A 16,346-nucleotide genomic window follows, 5' to 3' on the forward strand; every position below is an offset into this window, starting at 1 on the left:
AGATGCTGTATAAAAACGTATGGAAGACGCTCGCCGGCAAATGGATGCAACTCCTCGCCATCGCCGTCATCATCGTCATGAGCTCGCTCACGTACACGATGATGTTCTATGGCATCAGCGGCATCGAAGTGCCGACCGAGGAATATCTCGCCTCGTCGAATCAGGAAGACTTCGCCGTCGAGATGCTCAACCGCGTCACCGAGGAGGAGGCGGCCACACCGGCGCTCGCTGATTTCATCGCCGCTGGCCGGTACACGCTCGCCGACTTGAAACGTGACGACGAGGCGGCCTTCGAAGCGCTAATCGATTCCCGCATCGATGCCATCGTGCGTGAGATGGGCGATGTGACGCTCGAACTCCGTTCCTCGAAGTTGTTCAACTTCACGTTCGACGGCAAGGAGCATCGTGGGCTCGTCTTAAAAGACGCGGACACGATCAACCTGTCCTACCTCGAGGCCGGTCGACCCCCGAGCGCGGACGACGAGGTCGCCATCAATACGAAGTCAGCCGAAAAGAACGGGATCGACATCGGCGACACGATCGACCTCGGGTCACCGTTCACGGTGACCGGGTTCGTCTTGTTCCCGGACTATACGTTGCCGCTCTTTGACGACAACTTCTTCAACCTGGACCCGGGCACGCAGACGCTCCTGCTCATGACGGATTCGGCTTACGAAACGCTGAGCGGGACGGAATCGTTCCGTCTCGCAGGCGTCACGGACGAGACGGTCCAAACGGACGTCGACCTCCCGTTCGTCATCTCGGTCATGGAGACGGAAAACATTATGCGTAGTGGCGCCATCTATAGTGAGATCTCGTCCGGTAAAGCGATGGCGCTCGGCTTGAGCCTCTTCATCGTCTCCATCGCCGTCATCATCGTCGCCATCTTGATCTCGAACATGCTCGAGGCCGAGCGCGGTCAAATCGGCCTGTTGAAAGCGATCGGTTACAGTCGACGCCAAATCGCCCTACCGTATTTGGTGCTCATCTTGCTGTTCGCGACCGTCATGCTCGTCGTCGGCTATTTCCTCGGCCTCTATTTCGCCGACCCGCTCAAAGACCTATATCTCGATTTTTATCTATTGCCGTCCATCACCATCGCCCAAAGCCCGCTCGTCTTTCTCACGGCCGTCTTCGCCCCGCTCCTCTTCTTCACGCTCGTCGCCGGGGCCGTCATTTATAAATTGATGGGTGAGAGCGCGCTCGCGCTCCTCTCACCTCGCGACAACGTGTCGCTCAACCGTCTCAGCCGCATCGTCAGCCGTCTGCTTCGAAACGCACGCGGTAAGACGAAGTTCAAATATTTATACGCCGTCAAGAGCACGGGCAGCTTCATCATCTTCTTTTTCGGCACTCTCTTCTCGACGCTCCTTATCGTCTTCGCCCTCATGATGAACGGGGCGGTCGATCGGATGACGGTCGGCGAGTTGAACGAGGCCGACTACGCGTACGAGGCGTACACGACGACGCAACCTACGCTTCGCGACGGGCAAGAGCCGTTCCTCACCTATCCGTTCGCGTTCGTCGAAGACAAGCTCGTCACGCTGAAAGGACTCGACGACACGGCCACGCTCTATCGACTGACGGACCGAGACGGGAACGACTTGACGCCCGCCTCAGACGAGGTCATCGTGAGCGCTTCGCTCGCCTTGAAGCTCGGTCTCGAGGCCGGGGACACGCTCGAGGTCGCCCTTGACAACGAGACGTTGTCGTATCCGGTTCGCGGCATCGCCGACGAGTACGCGGGTGACATCGTCTACTTGGCCCGCACAGCGCTCAGCGAACAGTTGTCGGACGGGACGTCACGCGACTTGTTCAACGGTATTTATGCGACCGAACGACCGGACGAGACCGACTATCCGACGATTTTGTCGCGTGACAGCTTGATCGACCAGTCCAAATCGATTAACGAATACATGAACTTCATGATGAACGTCATGATCGGCGGCTCCGCGTTAATCGCGTTCAGCATCCTGTTCGTCCTGACCGCGCTCACAGTCGAAAAAAACTATTACGTCATCTCGCTCTTGAAAGTGATGGGTTACGACCGACGTGAGGTCCGATCGATGATTCTCGACAGCTATTTCGTCTATGCGCTCGTCTCGGCGCTCCTCAGTATCCCGATCGCGCTCCTCGTCCTTCGGCTCATCATCGTCTTGTTCGCACAAGATTACGGACTCGTCCTGCCGCTCGAGTTCGAATGGATGTACCTGGTGTATACGCTCGGCGCGGTGACGCTCCTCTTCTTCGCGAGCACGTTCATCAGCCGCCGCAAAATCGACAATATCCCGCTCCAAGAAGTATTGAAGACGTATCAAGAATAATTTGTCCCGAAATAGGGCATAATAAGAGAAGAGACCGGGCCTCTCGCATGAGGGGCCTGACTATTTGCAGAAAAGGATGATTCATATGAACCGTACACAAGTGTTGCTCGCCATCCCAGGAAACTGGTCATCGGCCGAGGCAGTCAACGAACAAATCAGTTTACATAGCGAAGGCTACACGATGGCAGGTCTATTGCTACTTGAAGACGAGACCGGTAAAGCGTTCACGGTCGAGGTCATCGAACGCGACCCGGCGCTCGCCGAGGCGATGATTCATGCGAGCACGAGCGGCTTCACGCCAAAAATCGCGAAAGGACTGGCCCGTCACACGCACATCGTCTACTTGATCGTCGATGTGAACGACGTGTCGGACATCGCGGCGGCCCGTCGTGCGGCGAACGCGCTCTTGAACGCGGGCGGCCTCGGTGTCATGGTCGAGACGGCAGGCGTCGCCTACTCGAAAGAGGAGTGGCAAGAGTCGAAAGAAGAAGACCTCGCCCTCGACTACTCGCTCCTCACGGCTATCACTGAAGAGGAGACGGCCTACATGTCGTGGGGCATGAAAGCGTTCGGTCAAGCCGACGTCGCCGTCCCGTCGACGCTTGACGTCGAAGATGCGATTCACGTCATCCATTCGTTCAACTTCCACTTGATTTCAGGTGGCTCGATGTTCGGCGACGGCGACAGCTTCGCCTTCGATGACGGCAGAACGTTCACGGTCGAGATGGGTGAAGACGAACGCACGTCGATTGACAACTTGCTCCACAACCCGTTCGGCTTGATTTACCTCGTACCGCAGACAACAGAAGGCTAATTTAGATGATTGATTTGGACTTCCATCCAAATCAATCTTTTTTGATTAATCGATTATAATCGATTATAATTTATCTATACAAATAATAGATTAGAGGTGAATCCTATGAAAGAATCGCCTACGGTTGAGTTCAAACGAGAACTTACTGACGCTGTCGTTCATGAAGTAATTGCGTTTGCCAATACGCAGGGCGGCGTCCTTTATATCGGGATTGAAGATGATGGGACAGTAACCGGTGTCCCTGACGCGCATAAAACACTCGAAGCAGTTTCAAACAAAATGCATGACAACATTCAACCAGATATTCTTGTCCACTTATATCTAGAAGTTATAGAACTAGACGAAAAAGAGGTCATAAAAATAGCTGTGTCCCGAGGGACAAGACGCCCATATCATTTGAAAAAGAAAGGCATGAAATCGTCGGGTGTCTTCATCCGGTACGGTACATCTGTGACTAATGCATCGGAAGAAAACATTCGTCAAATGATTATCGAGTCGGATGGAACGAACTTTGAAACGATGCGTAGCCTAAAACAAGATTTGACTTTTGAGGAAGCTTCTCACGTTTTCAATCAAGCCAAAGTCAAGTTTGGCGCGGAGCAACAGCGTACACTCGGTCTCTTGACCGATGATGATTATTACACAAATTTAGGACTTCTTCTTTCTGACCAATGTGAACACTCAATCAAGTGTGCTCGCTACCTAGGAAATGACAAACTAGAATTTCAAGATCGCAAAGAATTTAGCGGCTCCATTCTTGCACAAGTCGAATCCGTCTATGAGTACCTCAGCCTAAACAATGCAACGTCAGCACGCTTTGTCGGGTTAAATCGAATCGAGACCGAGAGTTATCCGAGCCCTGCTTTGCGAGAAGCTCTTGTAAACGCCGTCACACATCGCGATTATAGTTTTAGTGGCAGTACGTTGATTCATTTATTCCAAAACCGAATCGAAATCGTCTCGGTAGGCGGACTCGTAAAAGGCTTAACGCTCGAAGATATTGATTTAGGTATTTCCCAAAGCCGAAATCCAATGTTGGCCAATGTATTGTATCGACTGAAATGGATTGAAAGTTACGGCACCGGGTTACAACGAATCAAAGAAAGTTACAAAGAAAGTCTCGAACGACCATACTGGACTACGAGTCCGAACGCTTTTGTCATGACGTTGCCTAAACAAAAACGAACGACACCAGACGCTGACGAAAACGAACTCGAACACTGGCTCAGTCAACGGTCTGAATTCACGACAAAAGAACTCGAAGCTTATTTAAATAAAAGTAAAGGGACTGTCCGAAAACTCATCGAACAGTTGATTGCCGAACGAAAAGTGACCCGCGTCGGAAACGGTCGAACGACGCGCTATCGCACATTAAACTAAACAAGAGCTCACGGACTTTCGTCCGTGGGCTCTTGTTGCGATTGCTCGGGCATCTTGAGCGGTAAAAAATAATGGTCGCATCCTTCCCACCCTAGCCGCTCGCTCAACAAATCGAACGACGTACGGAAGAAAGCCTGAACGTCCCCGTCCGATGTATGTTCGAGTGACAAGAAACATTCGCTCATCGCCGCGTCATAGTAGGCGTCCGCCGGTTGTAGCCGCTCCGACGGGAGTTCCTTATATTGGAACGGATACGGCAAAATGAAAAATGTCGGCACGTCGACGGACGCATCCCCGAGCCAAAAGCCGAACTCAATCATCGGCTCGTCAAACGCCGCCTGCTCGATGACCAAATCTTTCGGGAACGGTTCGTGTGCGTTATAGACGATGAGCGACGAGACGTCGAACGTGCCCCAGAACAAGGCCGGCATCACTTTCCGGCACCGGAGCGGGGCGAGGAACATTGCTTGTTCCCTTGCCGCATCACGGAACAACTGGAGTCCTTTTTGCGCCGCATCGGCGTCATAGGCGAGCGGCGTCTCGTTTCGGTCGAGCCACCACGTCTCGGCCATCTCTTGCGATTTCGAATTGATCCTGACCGTGACGCCAGACGACTCGAGCGCCCAGACGATGGCGTCGTAATACGATTTGATGGACGTCCCGTCGGCTAGCAGGATGACCGCTCGACTCCCCTCGACTTGCACGGTGATTTCTGAGGTCAGGACATCGACTTCAATCTCGAACCACCTGCCCCCGCCATAGAGCGGTCCGGTCGAGAAGCCGCTCACGGTGAGCGGTCCGGTCGAGAAGCCGCTCACGGTGAGCGGTAACGTGACGTGCGCCCATTGCGGCTCTTGCGGGGCAAGCCCGAGTTTAACTAAATTATGCGAGAATTCTCCCTCCTCTAAGTGTCTTGGGGCGAAGCCCAGCGTAGGTGGGAGATGAATCGCCCGTCTTGGCAGGATTACAATTGTTTGATACAATCAGTGTAACCAATCAAAAGGACTGATATATCAATGAAAATGGATACAAACAAACATTCAGTCTTCCTTCTGAATTACCACCTCGTCTTGGTGGTCAAATACAGACGCAAGGTGATCGACGACGCAGTCTCGGGGTTCGCGAGACAGACGTTCGAACGGATCGGCGCGTCATACCGTATCACACTGACCGAATGGAATCATGACGGCGACCATATCCATGTGTTGTTCAAGGCTCACCCGAACACAGAGATGTCGAAGTTTCTGAACGCCTACAAGAGCGCCAGCAGCCGACTGATCAAACGAGACTTTCCGCACGTCAAGAAGCAACTGTGGAAAGAGATGTTCTGGTCCCGGAGCTACTGCCTCGTGACGACCGGTGGTGCGACGATCGACGTCATCAAGCACTACATCGAAAAACAAGGAGAGGAGTGATCACTTTGCTGAAGGCGTACAAGTTTCGACTATACCCGACAAAGCCACAACAAGAACATTTCATGAAAACATTCGGGTGTGTCCGTTTCGTCTACAATAAGATGCTCGAGGAACGGATCCGGTTATATGAAGAGTCGAGGCTGAACCCTGACGCGAAGCAGAAGCTCCCGACCCCGGCGAAGTACAAGCCCGAGTTCCCTTTCTTGAAAGAGGTCGACAGTCTATCCCTGGCGAACGCCCAGATGGACTTGAACAAGGCGTATGCCAACTTCTTCCGCGACAAGTCTGTCGGGTTCCCGAAGTTCAAATCGAAGCACGGCGACCGCGCCTCCTACACGACCAACAATCAGAACGGGAGCGTCCGGATCGAGGACGGGAAGGTGAGACTCCCTAAGGTGGGGTTCGTGCGGTTCAAACAACATCGTCCTTTCGAGGGGATCATCAAGTCTGCGACGGTCTCGATGACGAAGACAGGCAAGTTCTTCGTCTCTATTCTTGTAGACCAAAAGGAAGAAGAATGGATTCCTGCTAAAAACAAAGTGGGTATCGACCTCGGGCTGGAACACTTCGCCATCATGACAAATGACGAGATGGTTTCTGAGAAGATCGACAACCCTCGCTTTCTTCGCAAGTCAGAAGAGAAGGTCAAGAAGGCGCAGCGCGCTTTGTCTCGCAAGAAGGTTGGGAGTAAAAATCGAGAGAAGGCCAAGCTGATCCTCGCCAAGAAACACGAGAAGATCGCAAATCAACGCAAAGATTTTCTTCATAAGTTGTCAAAACGTATCGTTGACGAGAACCAAGTCATCGTCGTGGAGACATTAAAATCGAAGAACATGATGAAGAACCACAAGGTCGCCAAATCGATCGCCGACGTCAGTTGGTACGAGTTCGTCCGCCAGCTAGAATACAAGTGCAAGTTCTACGGACGGACGCTCATCAAGGCAGATCAATGGTTTGCTTCTACTCAAATCTGTTCTTCTTGCGGCGAAAAAGGCGAGATGAAGACCATGGACATCCGAGAATGGACGTGTGCCTGTGGCGCGCATCATGACCGTGACATCAACGCGAGCATCAATCTTCTGATGTTAGCTGACTAACGGCTCTTCAGGGTGGGAACCACCCGACGAGCTTGGTAAATAAACGTAGCTAATAAAAGTACGTTCTTCCCAAGAAGCTCCCACTTCAATTTGCGAAGCAAATAAGTGGCGAGTAGTTCACCGTCCGACGTGACTCTCTTACCATTTCCCGATGAGATGGTGCGACAATCAAAAAAAATCCACAGGCGTCTGCCTGCGGATTACTTACGCATGTCTTGAATTCGTTCAAGTTGGTGGGTCAACTCGCCGATTGGCACGAACCGGGCCCGGCGGAGTATCTCTTTTCCGTTCATGAAATATAAGACGACAGGCACGGTGAAAATCGAGTACGCGCCGGCGATGTCGGGCACTTCGTCCGAATCGACCGCGACGGATGCGATTTGCGGGAACGCGGTCAGCATGTCTTCGACTTGCGGCTTGAGCGCATGGCAGACGCTACATCCCGGGTGCGAGACGTAGACGAGGAGCTGGTCCGCTTCTCTGATCCGTTCGTTCAAGGCGTCAAGGGTCGTCACGCTTTCCATATCCATCCCTCCTTCCGTTACGCGTCGAGCCAGAGCACACCGACCGTCTCGAAGCCGGCATGGACCGCGATCGACGGGCAGAAGCGCGTGCGCACGACATCAAGTGTCGGCAGTTTCGATTCGATGAGCGCGACGAGGTCGTCTTGCATCGACGGAGCGAGCGCCGTCTGGACGAAGACACGGTTGTCTTTCACCCCGTTCGCGGCGTGACGGCGTTCGAGCTCGGTCACCATCTCGGCGTACGCTTTCTTGAGCGAGCGTGCCTTTTTGAACGGGATGACTTTCCCCGTCTCATCGAGCGTGATGATCGGCTTGATGTTCAAGATGTTGGCGAGGAAGAGCTCGCCTGACGAGACACGGCCGCCACGGCGCATCGTCTCCATGTTGCCGATAATCATGAAGAAGTTCTTCTTGTCGCGCCACGCCTCGAGCAAGGCGACGATCTCTTCTGGAGACTTCCCTTCTTCTTCAGCGGCACGTCCAAGGCGGACGAGCTCTTGTTGCGCCTCGAGCGCGGCGTGGCAGTCGACCGTGAACACCTTGAAACCGGCCGCTTCGGCCGCTGCGCTCGAATTTTTCACCGTCGAGCTCAACCCGTTCGAGCAATGGACGGCGATGGCGCAGTCGTAGCCGTCTTCTTTCAGCCGCTCATAGCGGGCGATGAAGTCACCGAAGATCGGTTGTGACGTCTTCGCCTCTTTCTTTTGTTCAATCATATAGCGATGCAAGTCTTCAAGCGACAAGTCCGTCTCGCTATAGCCGCTGCCGTCGACGATCAATTGAATCGGGACGATCTCGACGCCGAGCGTCGCCGCCTCCTCTTTCGAGAAGTTGGCCATACTATCTGTGATCCATGCGATTTTTGTCATAAGTACAAGTCCTCCAGTGGTCGTTCTAATTTGTCTTCTCTCATTATACATGATTTCAGGCGCCACTTGCCTGATGAAAAAAAGCAGGACGATTCGCATCGCCCTGCCCGAGTCATTTTGTCGAAATCAGTTTCGTGTGGGCGAACTCGTCGTGCGGGAGTTCGACGTCCTTGTTCGACTTCATCTGTTGGAGCGCCCGGAGGAGTGGGAGCCCGAGCGTCGCCGGGTAGACGACGTCCTTATAGAGCGTCCGTTTCACGACTTGTTCGAGCGAGAGCGGACGGCCGTCTTGGCTGACGACTTTGATGCCGACGACCTGGTCACCGATCGTCTGGCCGTTCCGATTCAAGAGGAAGTATACTTCTCCGGCGATTGTGACGAGCGTCGGTAAGTAATAACGCTTCACTTCTTTTTTAGGCCAAATTGCTTTGCGAATCGATTTTTCAATCAGTTTGGCCGGTGTCTGAAAAATGAGTTGGTCGATTTGACTGGCGACGGCACGCTTCCAGATTGGGACTGCCACGTTCATCATCCTTTCGTTTCGGTTCTAGCCTTTCAATTCCTCTTTTGGCTTCGCTTGAAACGAGGAAAACGGGCAGCCGGAACGGGCGAACAAGTTCGGTGTCATGACCCGGTCCTCATAATGTTGATGGAACACGTGCGTCGCGGCCGGTGAGAGCGGCGGGATGAGCCAGCTCCACTGCCCCGTGACGTCACGTCCCGCGTCCGTCTCGTTCTTCTCGAACCGCTTGAACTGTTTGGCCGCCGTATGATGGTCGACGATCGTCACGCCGGACCGCTCGAACGACTGCAAGACGGCGACGTTCAACTCGACGAGCGCGCGGTCGCGCCAAAGCGTCCGCTCTTTCGTGGTGTCGAGCCCGAGCGACGCACCGACGAGCGGAAGCAAGTCATAACGGTCGGCGTCGGCCAAGTTGCGCGCCCCAATCTCGGTTTCCATGTACCAGCCGTTGAACGGCACCGACGTGAAACGGAGTCCTCCGATTTCTAGTTCCATATCGGCGATGGCCGGGACCGCATGCCACTTGATGGTCCGCCCGTCAAACAAGTCGTAGTCGTCATGGCGAATCTCGACCTCGAGCACCGCATCGTCCGGCAATTCGTACAACCGTACGTCTTGCCCGTCCGTAATTAGGAGTGGCAACACGTCAAACGCCGTCCCGGCACCGCGCCATCCGAGTCGTTCGGCTTGTCTCGTCATGTTGAGCGACAACGGGTCGCCGATGATCCCTTCCGCCGTCTCATAGCCGGCGTAGCGGACGAGCTGGCTGTTCAAAAGACGAAATTCGTTTGGGAGAACGGTCATCGTCGAGCGGATTTTGCCGCCGTTCGTGGCGAAACGGAGATGCGCGACGAGCGCGTCGAACACCTCGTCAAACGTCGTCACCTCCCGGGCGTCACGCACGTGGAGCGTCTGCCAGAACAGTCGGCCGATGCAACGGTTCGAGTTGCGCCAGGCGAGCTTCGCCCCTTCCGTCAACTCTTCGGTCGTCAGCGTATATGTGCCCGTCCGATTGATTTCCGACTCCACTTCCATCCATCGTTCCGTCTGGTCCCCTGTCAATTGTGAGAAAAAGTCTCGTGCTGCCTGTACCATCATGTCTATCTCCTCTTCATATCTGTCTTTCTCATCTTATAGAACTTGGGAGATGTGCATCAACTGAATTATTTAAACGGATATGCATATTTTTTATCCATAGTAAAAGACCACGGATAACCGTGGTCTAGAGATTATGGTTGTTTCACCACGACCGTCGCGTACGCCGGCACCTCGACATAGCCCGAGACGCGTTTAATCGTCTTCGTGCCTGCCTGCTTGCCGTCGACGATCACGTTCCACTGCCCAGTCGGGAGTTTCACTTTGACCGTTTTCGCGTTGGCGTTATGTGTGATGAACAAATCTTTCTTCTGGCCTGGTGCCTTGTCGTCAATCAAGTACGTGATGACGTTCGGCTCAGAACGGTAGAACTTGACGTTTTTCTTGACGTCTTTCGCGTCCGTCATGCGAAGGCCTGGGTTGGCTTTACGCATCTCGATTAAACCTTTCATGTACTGGACGTCCGCCTTCCGGTCGGCGGCGCGTTTCCAATCCATCTGGTTGATTCGGTCCGGCGACTTGTACGAGTTGTGGTCGCCTTCTTTCGTCCGCATGAACTCTTGGCCGGCGTGGATGAACGTCGTCCCTTGGCTCGTCAAGAGGATGCTCGAGGCGAGACGGTGCATCTTCGTCCGGTCCGCTTCCGACGTCTCCGGGTTCGTGAGCTCTAGCTTGTCCCAGAGCGTGTGGTTGTCGTGCGCTTCGACGTACGTGATCGCTTGTGTCGGTTGTTTCGTGAAGCCTTTGATGTCCGCGTTGTAATCGATTTCCCCGACGATGCCGGTCTTGATGCGGTTCTCAAGGCCGTCTTTGCCGTTGATGAAGCCGTTGTCCGTGTCGATGAAGACGCTGCCTTTCAAGCCGTCACGGATGTTGTCGTTGAAGTGCGCGACGCCTGGCATCTTGTAGGCGTTCTTTTGGTTCGCTTTCAATGCCGGGTCGAGCGGTGTGCCGAGGTCCCAGCCTTCGCCGAAGACGAGGATCGACTTGTCGACCTTGTCGAGCGCTTGGCGGACTTTGTTCATCGTGTCGACGTCATGGATACCCATGAGGTCGAAGCGGAACCCGTCCCACTTATACTCGGTTGCCCAGTACACCGTCGAGTCGACGATGAGCTTTTGCATCATCTTTCGCTCCGAGGCCGTGTCGTTTCCGACGCCAGTCCCGTTCGCGAAATCGCCGCCTGCCGTGTAACGGTAGTAATAGCCTGGAACGATTTTGTGAAGGTTCGACGCCTGGGCATCGAACATATGGTTGTAGACGACGTCCATGACCGCGCGCAAGTTATGGTCGTGGAGCCCTTGAATCATCTCTTTCAATTGCGTGATGCGAACTTTCGCATCATACGGGTTCGTCGAATACGACCCTTCCGGCGCGTTATAGTTTTTCGGATCGTAACCCCAGTTGTATTTCGCGTCCGGGTTCGTCTCATCGACCGATGCCGTGTTATAGTCGTACACCGGGATAAACTGGACGTGCGTCACGCCTAAATCTTTGACGTGGTCGAGCCCTGTCTTCGTGTTCGTCTTCTTGCCATTCTCAATCAAGCGAGTACCAGGTTGGACGACACCGAGGTATTTGCCTTTATGGCGAATGCCTGAGTCGTACGTGTTCGACGTCACGTCGAAGATTGAGAAGTCCCGGACGTGCGTCTCGTAAATGATCGCGTCCGTCGATTGCTTCAACTGTGGTTTCATGTTGTTCCAGCGTTTCGGGTTCGTCTCTTTCAAGTCGACGATGACCCCTTGGTCGCCGTTCACGCCGACTGCTGTCGCATACGGATCGACCGCACGGACGCTGCCTGAAGCGTGCTTAACGTTATACGTGTAGCCGATGCCGTCGAGGTCACCGCGTACTTCTGCGATCCAGGTGCCGCGTTCCCCACGCTTCATTTGAATCGTTTTCTTGATGTCTTGATCGTTTGCCGGTCGGTCTTTCGGCATGTTCCAAAGTTCGAGTTTGACGTCTTGAGCTGTCGGGGCCCATAAGACGAAGTTCGTCTTCGACTTTTGGTACGTGACGCCGAGCTTGCCGTCATACGCATACTTCGCGTCGAACTCCGGTGAACGGAGCACGTCGCCCGCTTGGAGCACGCGTTCCCCGAACGTCGGGTGCGTCGCCGTGATGACTTTCGTCAAATCGATGTCCTCGTTGAAGTGGACCGTGACCGATTTGTCACCTGTCACCTCGACTGATTTCACGTTCGCCCCGTTAATCTTCAGTTCGTTCGCGAAGGATGCATCGATCGCGCGGTTGAGCGTGAGCTTCGCCGCGCGGAACGTCGTCGCCTCGAATCCTACGATTTTCGGGGAGCGATCGATTTCAGGCTCCGAATAGTAAATCGTTGACTCGCCTTCGACGAGCCAAATCTCTTTCGCCGTGCTGAGGGCGAAACGGTCTTCGCCGTCTTTCTCGGCCCACTCACCTTTTTTCGTGATGAGACCGATCAGGTTTTTCGCGTCCGGATTCGCGAACTTCACGTTCGCCACGGCGCCGAACTCGTCCGTCTCGTCGAACGCGATGCTCTGGCCGTCTCCGCCGTCCGGCCAAGTCCAAAGGCCCCAGTCCGTGTATGTATTGTCATAGCGGAAATAGTGTACTTTCATGTCGACTTCTGTCTTCGCCGTGTCCCCGTCCGGGTTCGACGTGTAAATCTTCGAGTCCCCCGACTTGATCCACACTTCGGCGACGCCGTCTTTAATCATGTCGCTCGTGATGAAGCGGTCGTTCTCAGACCCTTTGTCTTTGTCCCAATTGTCCGTGCGGACGATGAGACCGAGTCGTTCCGGTGAATCGACCGGGAATTCGTAGGCCGCCACCTTGCCGAAGTCGTCCTCACCGTTGAAGGCGAAGCCTTTGTTTGGGAAATAATCTGGGCCATTCGCCCAAAGCCATAAGTTCCAATCCGTCTGATTGCCAGGCGCCTCTTGATAGTGGACGACGACTAACGTCGACTTTCCTTTATCGAGGGCTGACGCTGACATCGGAAACATTGACAGAATTAGTGCAAACGTTAGCACAACTGCCCATACGGGTTTCCATTGTTTGTTGACCATGTGGGTCCCTCCTTGTAGCATGAAATTTGAGAAAACGCTTACACAAAAATTGTAAACGTTTCCTTCCTTGAATTCAATGTTTTTCTAATCAAGCACCTAAGCTCTGCCACTTCGCGCCAACGGTTGGCAAACCACCTCGATTTACCAATTAAAAAACGATTGCAATTTGGGAGAAATGGACTGTATATAGAAAGGAGAGGAGGATGGTTCACCATATGTCACTGACACAGCTCATCAATAATTTGGTCGCCAATGCGAGCCTATTGCTCGCTGGTCTTTATATCATTTCCCGGCTCACGCGCCTCGGCTTCACGACGAAGCTCCCGCTCCGGCGTCAAGTCACCATCTCATTTTTACTAGCCGGCCTTTCCGTCCTCATTACGCTACACGGCGTGTTGTGGAACGCTCAAGCCGACTTTCAATACGGCTTCGTGCCCATCATCATCGCCGCTCTTTACTTTGGCCTATCAGGCGTGCGGATCACGTATGTCGCGAGTATTCTCGTCTTGCCGTTCATCTTATCGGAGACGCTCTTGTTGATCGCATTTTTGGATTATTCGCTCGCGGCCCTTGTTTCTGTCGCGTTCCTGCATTTTCGTGAACGCATCATCCCGGCCCGAGATATCCGCATCGTCAACGGCATCAGTCTCGGTTTCATCACGCTCTTTTCCCTGCTAAATTTTTACACGTATGATCAGGCCGAGACATATATTTGGACGTTCCTCGCCTTCCTCACAATCGGGTACGCTGCCGGATTCGTCCTTCATATCGTTTACGGCGGCATCCATAAGATGCAACGGTCGGAGCGGCTCATCTCCCAATACAAGGAAGCGGCGTTCACAGACGCGCTTACGGGAACCGGCAACCGCCGTCGCTTCGAAGAAGAGATGAAACGCGTCGACGAAGAAGTGTTCACCGGGACGCAAGACGTTGCCTTGCTTTTACTCGACATTGACCACTTCAAGTCAATCAACGATACATACGGCCATGACGCGGGGGATGTCATTTTAGTCGAACTTGCCAAACGCTTGAACGACACGGCGCGCAGTGACGACGACGTCTGCCGAAACGGCGGGGAAGAATTTACCGTGCTCTTATCTGATTGTAACCTGTCCCAAGGTTTCGTCATCGGTAAACGCTACTTGCGTCAAATCGCCGAGACCCCGTTCGTTTTACCGGACGGATCCCCGATTGACGTCACCGTCTCCATCGGGATTGCGAGCACGTCGGAGGCGAAAGTCGTCACGTCTGCGCAACTGACCAAGAAAGCAGATGTCGGGTTATATGTCGCCAAACGGAGCGGTCGCAACCGTCTCGGCAAGTGGAAAGAATTGAAAGCGAACTAACCCCAGTGCACGGCACTGGGGTTAGTTCGCTTTCGTCGATTAGTTGACGGTCGTTCGAGCGCATCGTCCGTGGCGCCGGAGACTCCTTAGGAAATCGCAAGCAAAGGGAGACCCAGCAGCGTTCAGCGATGCGGCTCCCTGCTTGCCCTAGGAAAGCGAAGGCGCCAAAGGACGATGCGCCAGATCCTTCTTTATAAACAAAACGGCGCCCGAATCACTCGGACGCCGTCTGACTTAATTTCCGTATTTCTTGAACAACTGATAGTTCTTGTTGCCGCCTGACAAGTTGTACACGTCGGTGAAGCCGAGGTTACGAAGCACGTTTTGCGCCGCGTTCCCCGTCACGCCGCCGTTGCAGTAGACGACGGTCGGCTTGTTCTTGTCCATGTCTTTCGCCGCCGCACGTAAATCACCGAGCGGCACGTTGACGGCGCAGTCGACGCATGCCTTCTCGAACTGTGCCGCTTTCCGCGTATCGATGATTTGCATGTCCTCACCTGCATCGATTCGCTTCTGCAGCTCAGCCGGTGTAATCAGACGCGCCGATTTGTTCATGCTGTTCGCGAGCGCCATGCCCGTGTACATGACCGGGTCTTTCGTCGTCGAGAACGGTGGCGCGTAGGCGAGGTCGAGGTGGAACAAGTCATCGACTTTCGCCTTGAACGTCATCGCCGTGACGAAGACATCGATTCGTTTGTCGACCCCTTCGAAACCGACGATTTGAACACCAAGCAACTGACGCGTCGCCCGGTCGCCAATCGCTTTAATCGTCAAGTCTTTCCCGCCCATATAGGCCGGCTTGTCCGGTTTTGTGTTGTGGAGCACTTCGACATCATAACCGAGCTCACGCGCCTCACGCTCTGAGAGACCCGTCTGCGCGACGGCTTGACCGAACACTTTGAAGATACCCGTTCCGAGAATGCCGCGATGCTCGAGGTCGCCGCCCGTCAACAAGTCGCCGAGGGCACGGCCCATCTTGTTCGCCGTCGAACCGAGCGGACGCCAAATCGGCTTCCCGGTCACGAGTGAGAAGCTCTCTGCGACGTCACCGGCCGCGTACACGTTCTCGACGTTCGTCTCCATCCGCTCGTTGATGGCGATTGCACCCGTCTCGCCGATGTTGACGCCAATGGACTTGGCGAGTTCCGTGTTCGGCCGCACGCCGACCGACAGGATGACGAGATCGGTGTCAATCGTCTTGCCGCTCTTCGTGACGACACGTTCGACGTGCCCGTCCCCGACGAGTTCCGTCACCGTCTCGCCGAGCAGGAGCTCAATGCCGTTCTTCTCGAGATGGTCCTCGACGCGGCACGCCATATCCTTGTCGAGCGGCGGCATCACTTGCGGGATGCGTTCGATGACCGTGACGTCGACACCGCGCAGCTTGAGCTGCTCGGCCATCTCGAGCCCGATGAACCCGGCCCCGATGATGGTCGCATGTTTCGGACTCGTCGCATCGACGAAGTGTCGTGTCGTTTCCGCGTTCTGGATGTTACGAATCGGGAACACGTTGTCCGAATCGACGCCCGGGATCGGCGGGATGATGCTCGAGGCGCCAGTGGCGAGAACGAGGCGATCATACGTGTCCGTGAACGTCTCTCCCGTCTCGAGGTTTTCGACCATGATCGTCTGCGCATCTTTGTCAATCGCCGTCACGTTATGGCGCGTCAACACGTCGAGCTGATAGCGTTTCTTAAAGAACGCCGCGTCACGCGGTGTCAAATCATCACGCGACTCGACTTCTCCGCCGACGTAATACGGGATGCCACAACCCGAGTACGAGATGTCGTAATCCCGGTCGTAGATGGTGATTAGTGCGTCTTCGTTATTCCGACGTGCCTTTGCCGCGACCGATGTCCCGGCAGCGACTGAACCGATGATGACTAATTTCATATTAAACTCT

The 16,346-nt window shown here is 54.3% G+C and carries 13 protein-coding genes; 6 read left to right on the plus strand and 7 right to left on the minus strand.

The window, feature by feature from the left end; genetic code table 11:
• Window positions 1-2 precede the first annotated feature (2 nt).
• From DI14_RS01990 to DI14_RS02000, 3 genes are all read left to right on the plus strand, one after another.
• Window positions 3-2,324, plus strand: a complete 2,322-nt coding sequence (locus DI14_RS01990) for an FtsX-like permease family protein (RefSeq protein WP_034804550.1) — start codon at window positions 3-5, stop codon at window positions 2,322-2,324.
• An 85-nt stretch (window positions 2,325-2,409) separates the two neighbouring features.
• Window positions 2,410-3,138: a hypothetical protein gene (locus tag DI14_RS01995; RefSeq protein ID WP_235193367.1), complete on the plus strand. Its 729-nt coding sequence runs from the start codon at window positions 2,410-2,412 to the stop codon at window positions 3,136-3,138.
• Window positions 3,139-3,243: 105 nt separating this feature from the next.
• Complete coding sequence (locus DI14_RS02000; protein WP_034804556.1) at window positions 3,244-4,518, plus strand: RNA-binding domain-containing protein; 1,275 nt, start codon at window positions 3,244-3,246, stop codon at window positions 4,516-4,518.
• Window positions 4,519-4,526: 8 nt separating this feature from the next.
• Here DI14_RS02000 and DI14_RS02005 read toward each other — a convergent pair whose 3' ends face one another.
• Window positions 4,527-5,501: a DUF5996 family protein gene (locus tag DI14_RS02005; RefSeq protein WP_152545852.1), complete on the minus strand. Its 975-nt coding sequence runs from the start codon at window positions 5,499-5,501 to the stop codon at window positions 4,527-4,529.
• A gap of 33 nt (window positions 5,502-5,534) precedes the next feature.
• Here DI14_RS02005 and tnpA point away from each other — a divergent pair, with 33 nt between their 5' ends.
• Entirely contained in the window at window positions 5,535-5,933 is a 399-nt protein-coding gene (gene tnpA / locus DI14_RS02010; RefSeq protein WP_034804558.1) for an IS200/IS605 family transposase, read from the plus strand.
• Window positions 5,934-5,938: 5 nt separating this feature from the next.
• Entirely contained in the window at window positions 5,939-7,030 is a 1,092-nt protein-coding gene (gene tnpB / locus DI14_RS02015) for an IS200/IS605 family element RNA-guided endonuclease TnpB (protein ID WP_034804561.1), read from the plus strand.
• A gap of 200 nt (window positions 7,031-7,230) precedes the next feature.
• Here tnpB and DI14_RS02020 read toward each other — a convergent pair whose 3' ends face one another.
• The 5 genes from DI14_RS02020 to pulA all read right to left on the minus strand — a co-directional run bounded on the left by DI14_RS02020 (window position 7,231) and on the right by pulA (window position 13,097).
• Complete coding sequence (locus tag DI14_RS02020; protein ID WP_034804564.1) at window positions 7,231-7,554, minus strand: thioredoxin family protein; 324 nt, start codon at window positions 7,552-7,554, stop codon at window positions 7,231-7,233.
• Between the two features lie 17 nt (window positions 7,555-7,571).
• Window positions 7,572-8,423, minus strand: a complete 852-nt coding sequence (locus DI14_RS02025) for a DegV family protein (RefSeq protein WP_034804567.1) — start codon at window positions 8,421-8,423, stop codon at window positions 7,572-7,574.
• A 112-nt stretch (window positions 8,424-8,535) separates the two neighbouring features.
• Window positions 8,536-8,952, minus strand: a complete 417-nt coding sequence (locus DI14_RS02030) for an RDD family protein (RefSeq protein ID WP_235193368.1) — start codon at window positions 8,950-8,952, stop codon at window positions 8,536-8,538.
• 18 nt (window positions 8,953-8,970) lie between these two features.
• On the minus strand, window positions 8,971-10,044 hold the full coding sequence (locus tag DI14_RS02035; protein WP_034804572.1) for a nitric oxide synthase oxygenase: 1,074 nt from the start codon (window positions 10,042-10,044) through the stop codon (window positions 8,971-8,973).
• 131 nt (window positions 10,045-10,175) lie between these two features.
• A complete protein-coding gene (gene pulA / locus DI14_RS02040; RefSeq protein ID WP_034804574.1) occupies window positions 10,176-13,097 on the minus strand; it encodes a type I pullulanase in 2,922 nt (973 codons plus the stop codon).
• A 215-nt stretch (window positions 13,098-13,312) separates the two neighbouring features.
• Here pulA and DI14_RS02045 point away from each other — a divergent pair, with 215 nt between their 5' ends.
• On the plus strand, window positions 13,313-14,443 hold the full coding sequence (locus DI14_RS02045; RefSeq protein WP_034804576.1) for a GGDEF domain-containing protein: 1,131 nt from the start codon (window positions 13,313-13,315) through the stop codon (window positions 14,441-14,443).
• 234 nt (window positions 14,444-14,677) lie between these two features.
• Here the strand turns inward: DI14_RS02045 and DI14_RS02050 are convergent, their stop codons facing one another.
• Window positions 14,678-16,336, minus strand: a complete 1,659-nt coding sequence (locus DI14_RS02050) for an FAD-dependent oxidoreductase (RefSeq protein WP_034804577.1) — start codon at window positions 16,334-16,336, stop codon at window positions 14,678-14,680.
• Window positions 16,337-16,346: the final 10 nt, after the last annotated feature.

Origin of the sequence: Exiguobacterium sp. AB2 (assembly GCF_000696055.1) — a bacterium.
In the GTDB taxonomy this organism is placed as follows: Bacteria; Bacillota; Bacilli; order Exiguobacteriales; family Exiguobacteriaceae; genus Exiguobacterium; species Exiguobacterium alkaliphilum.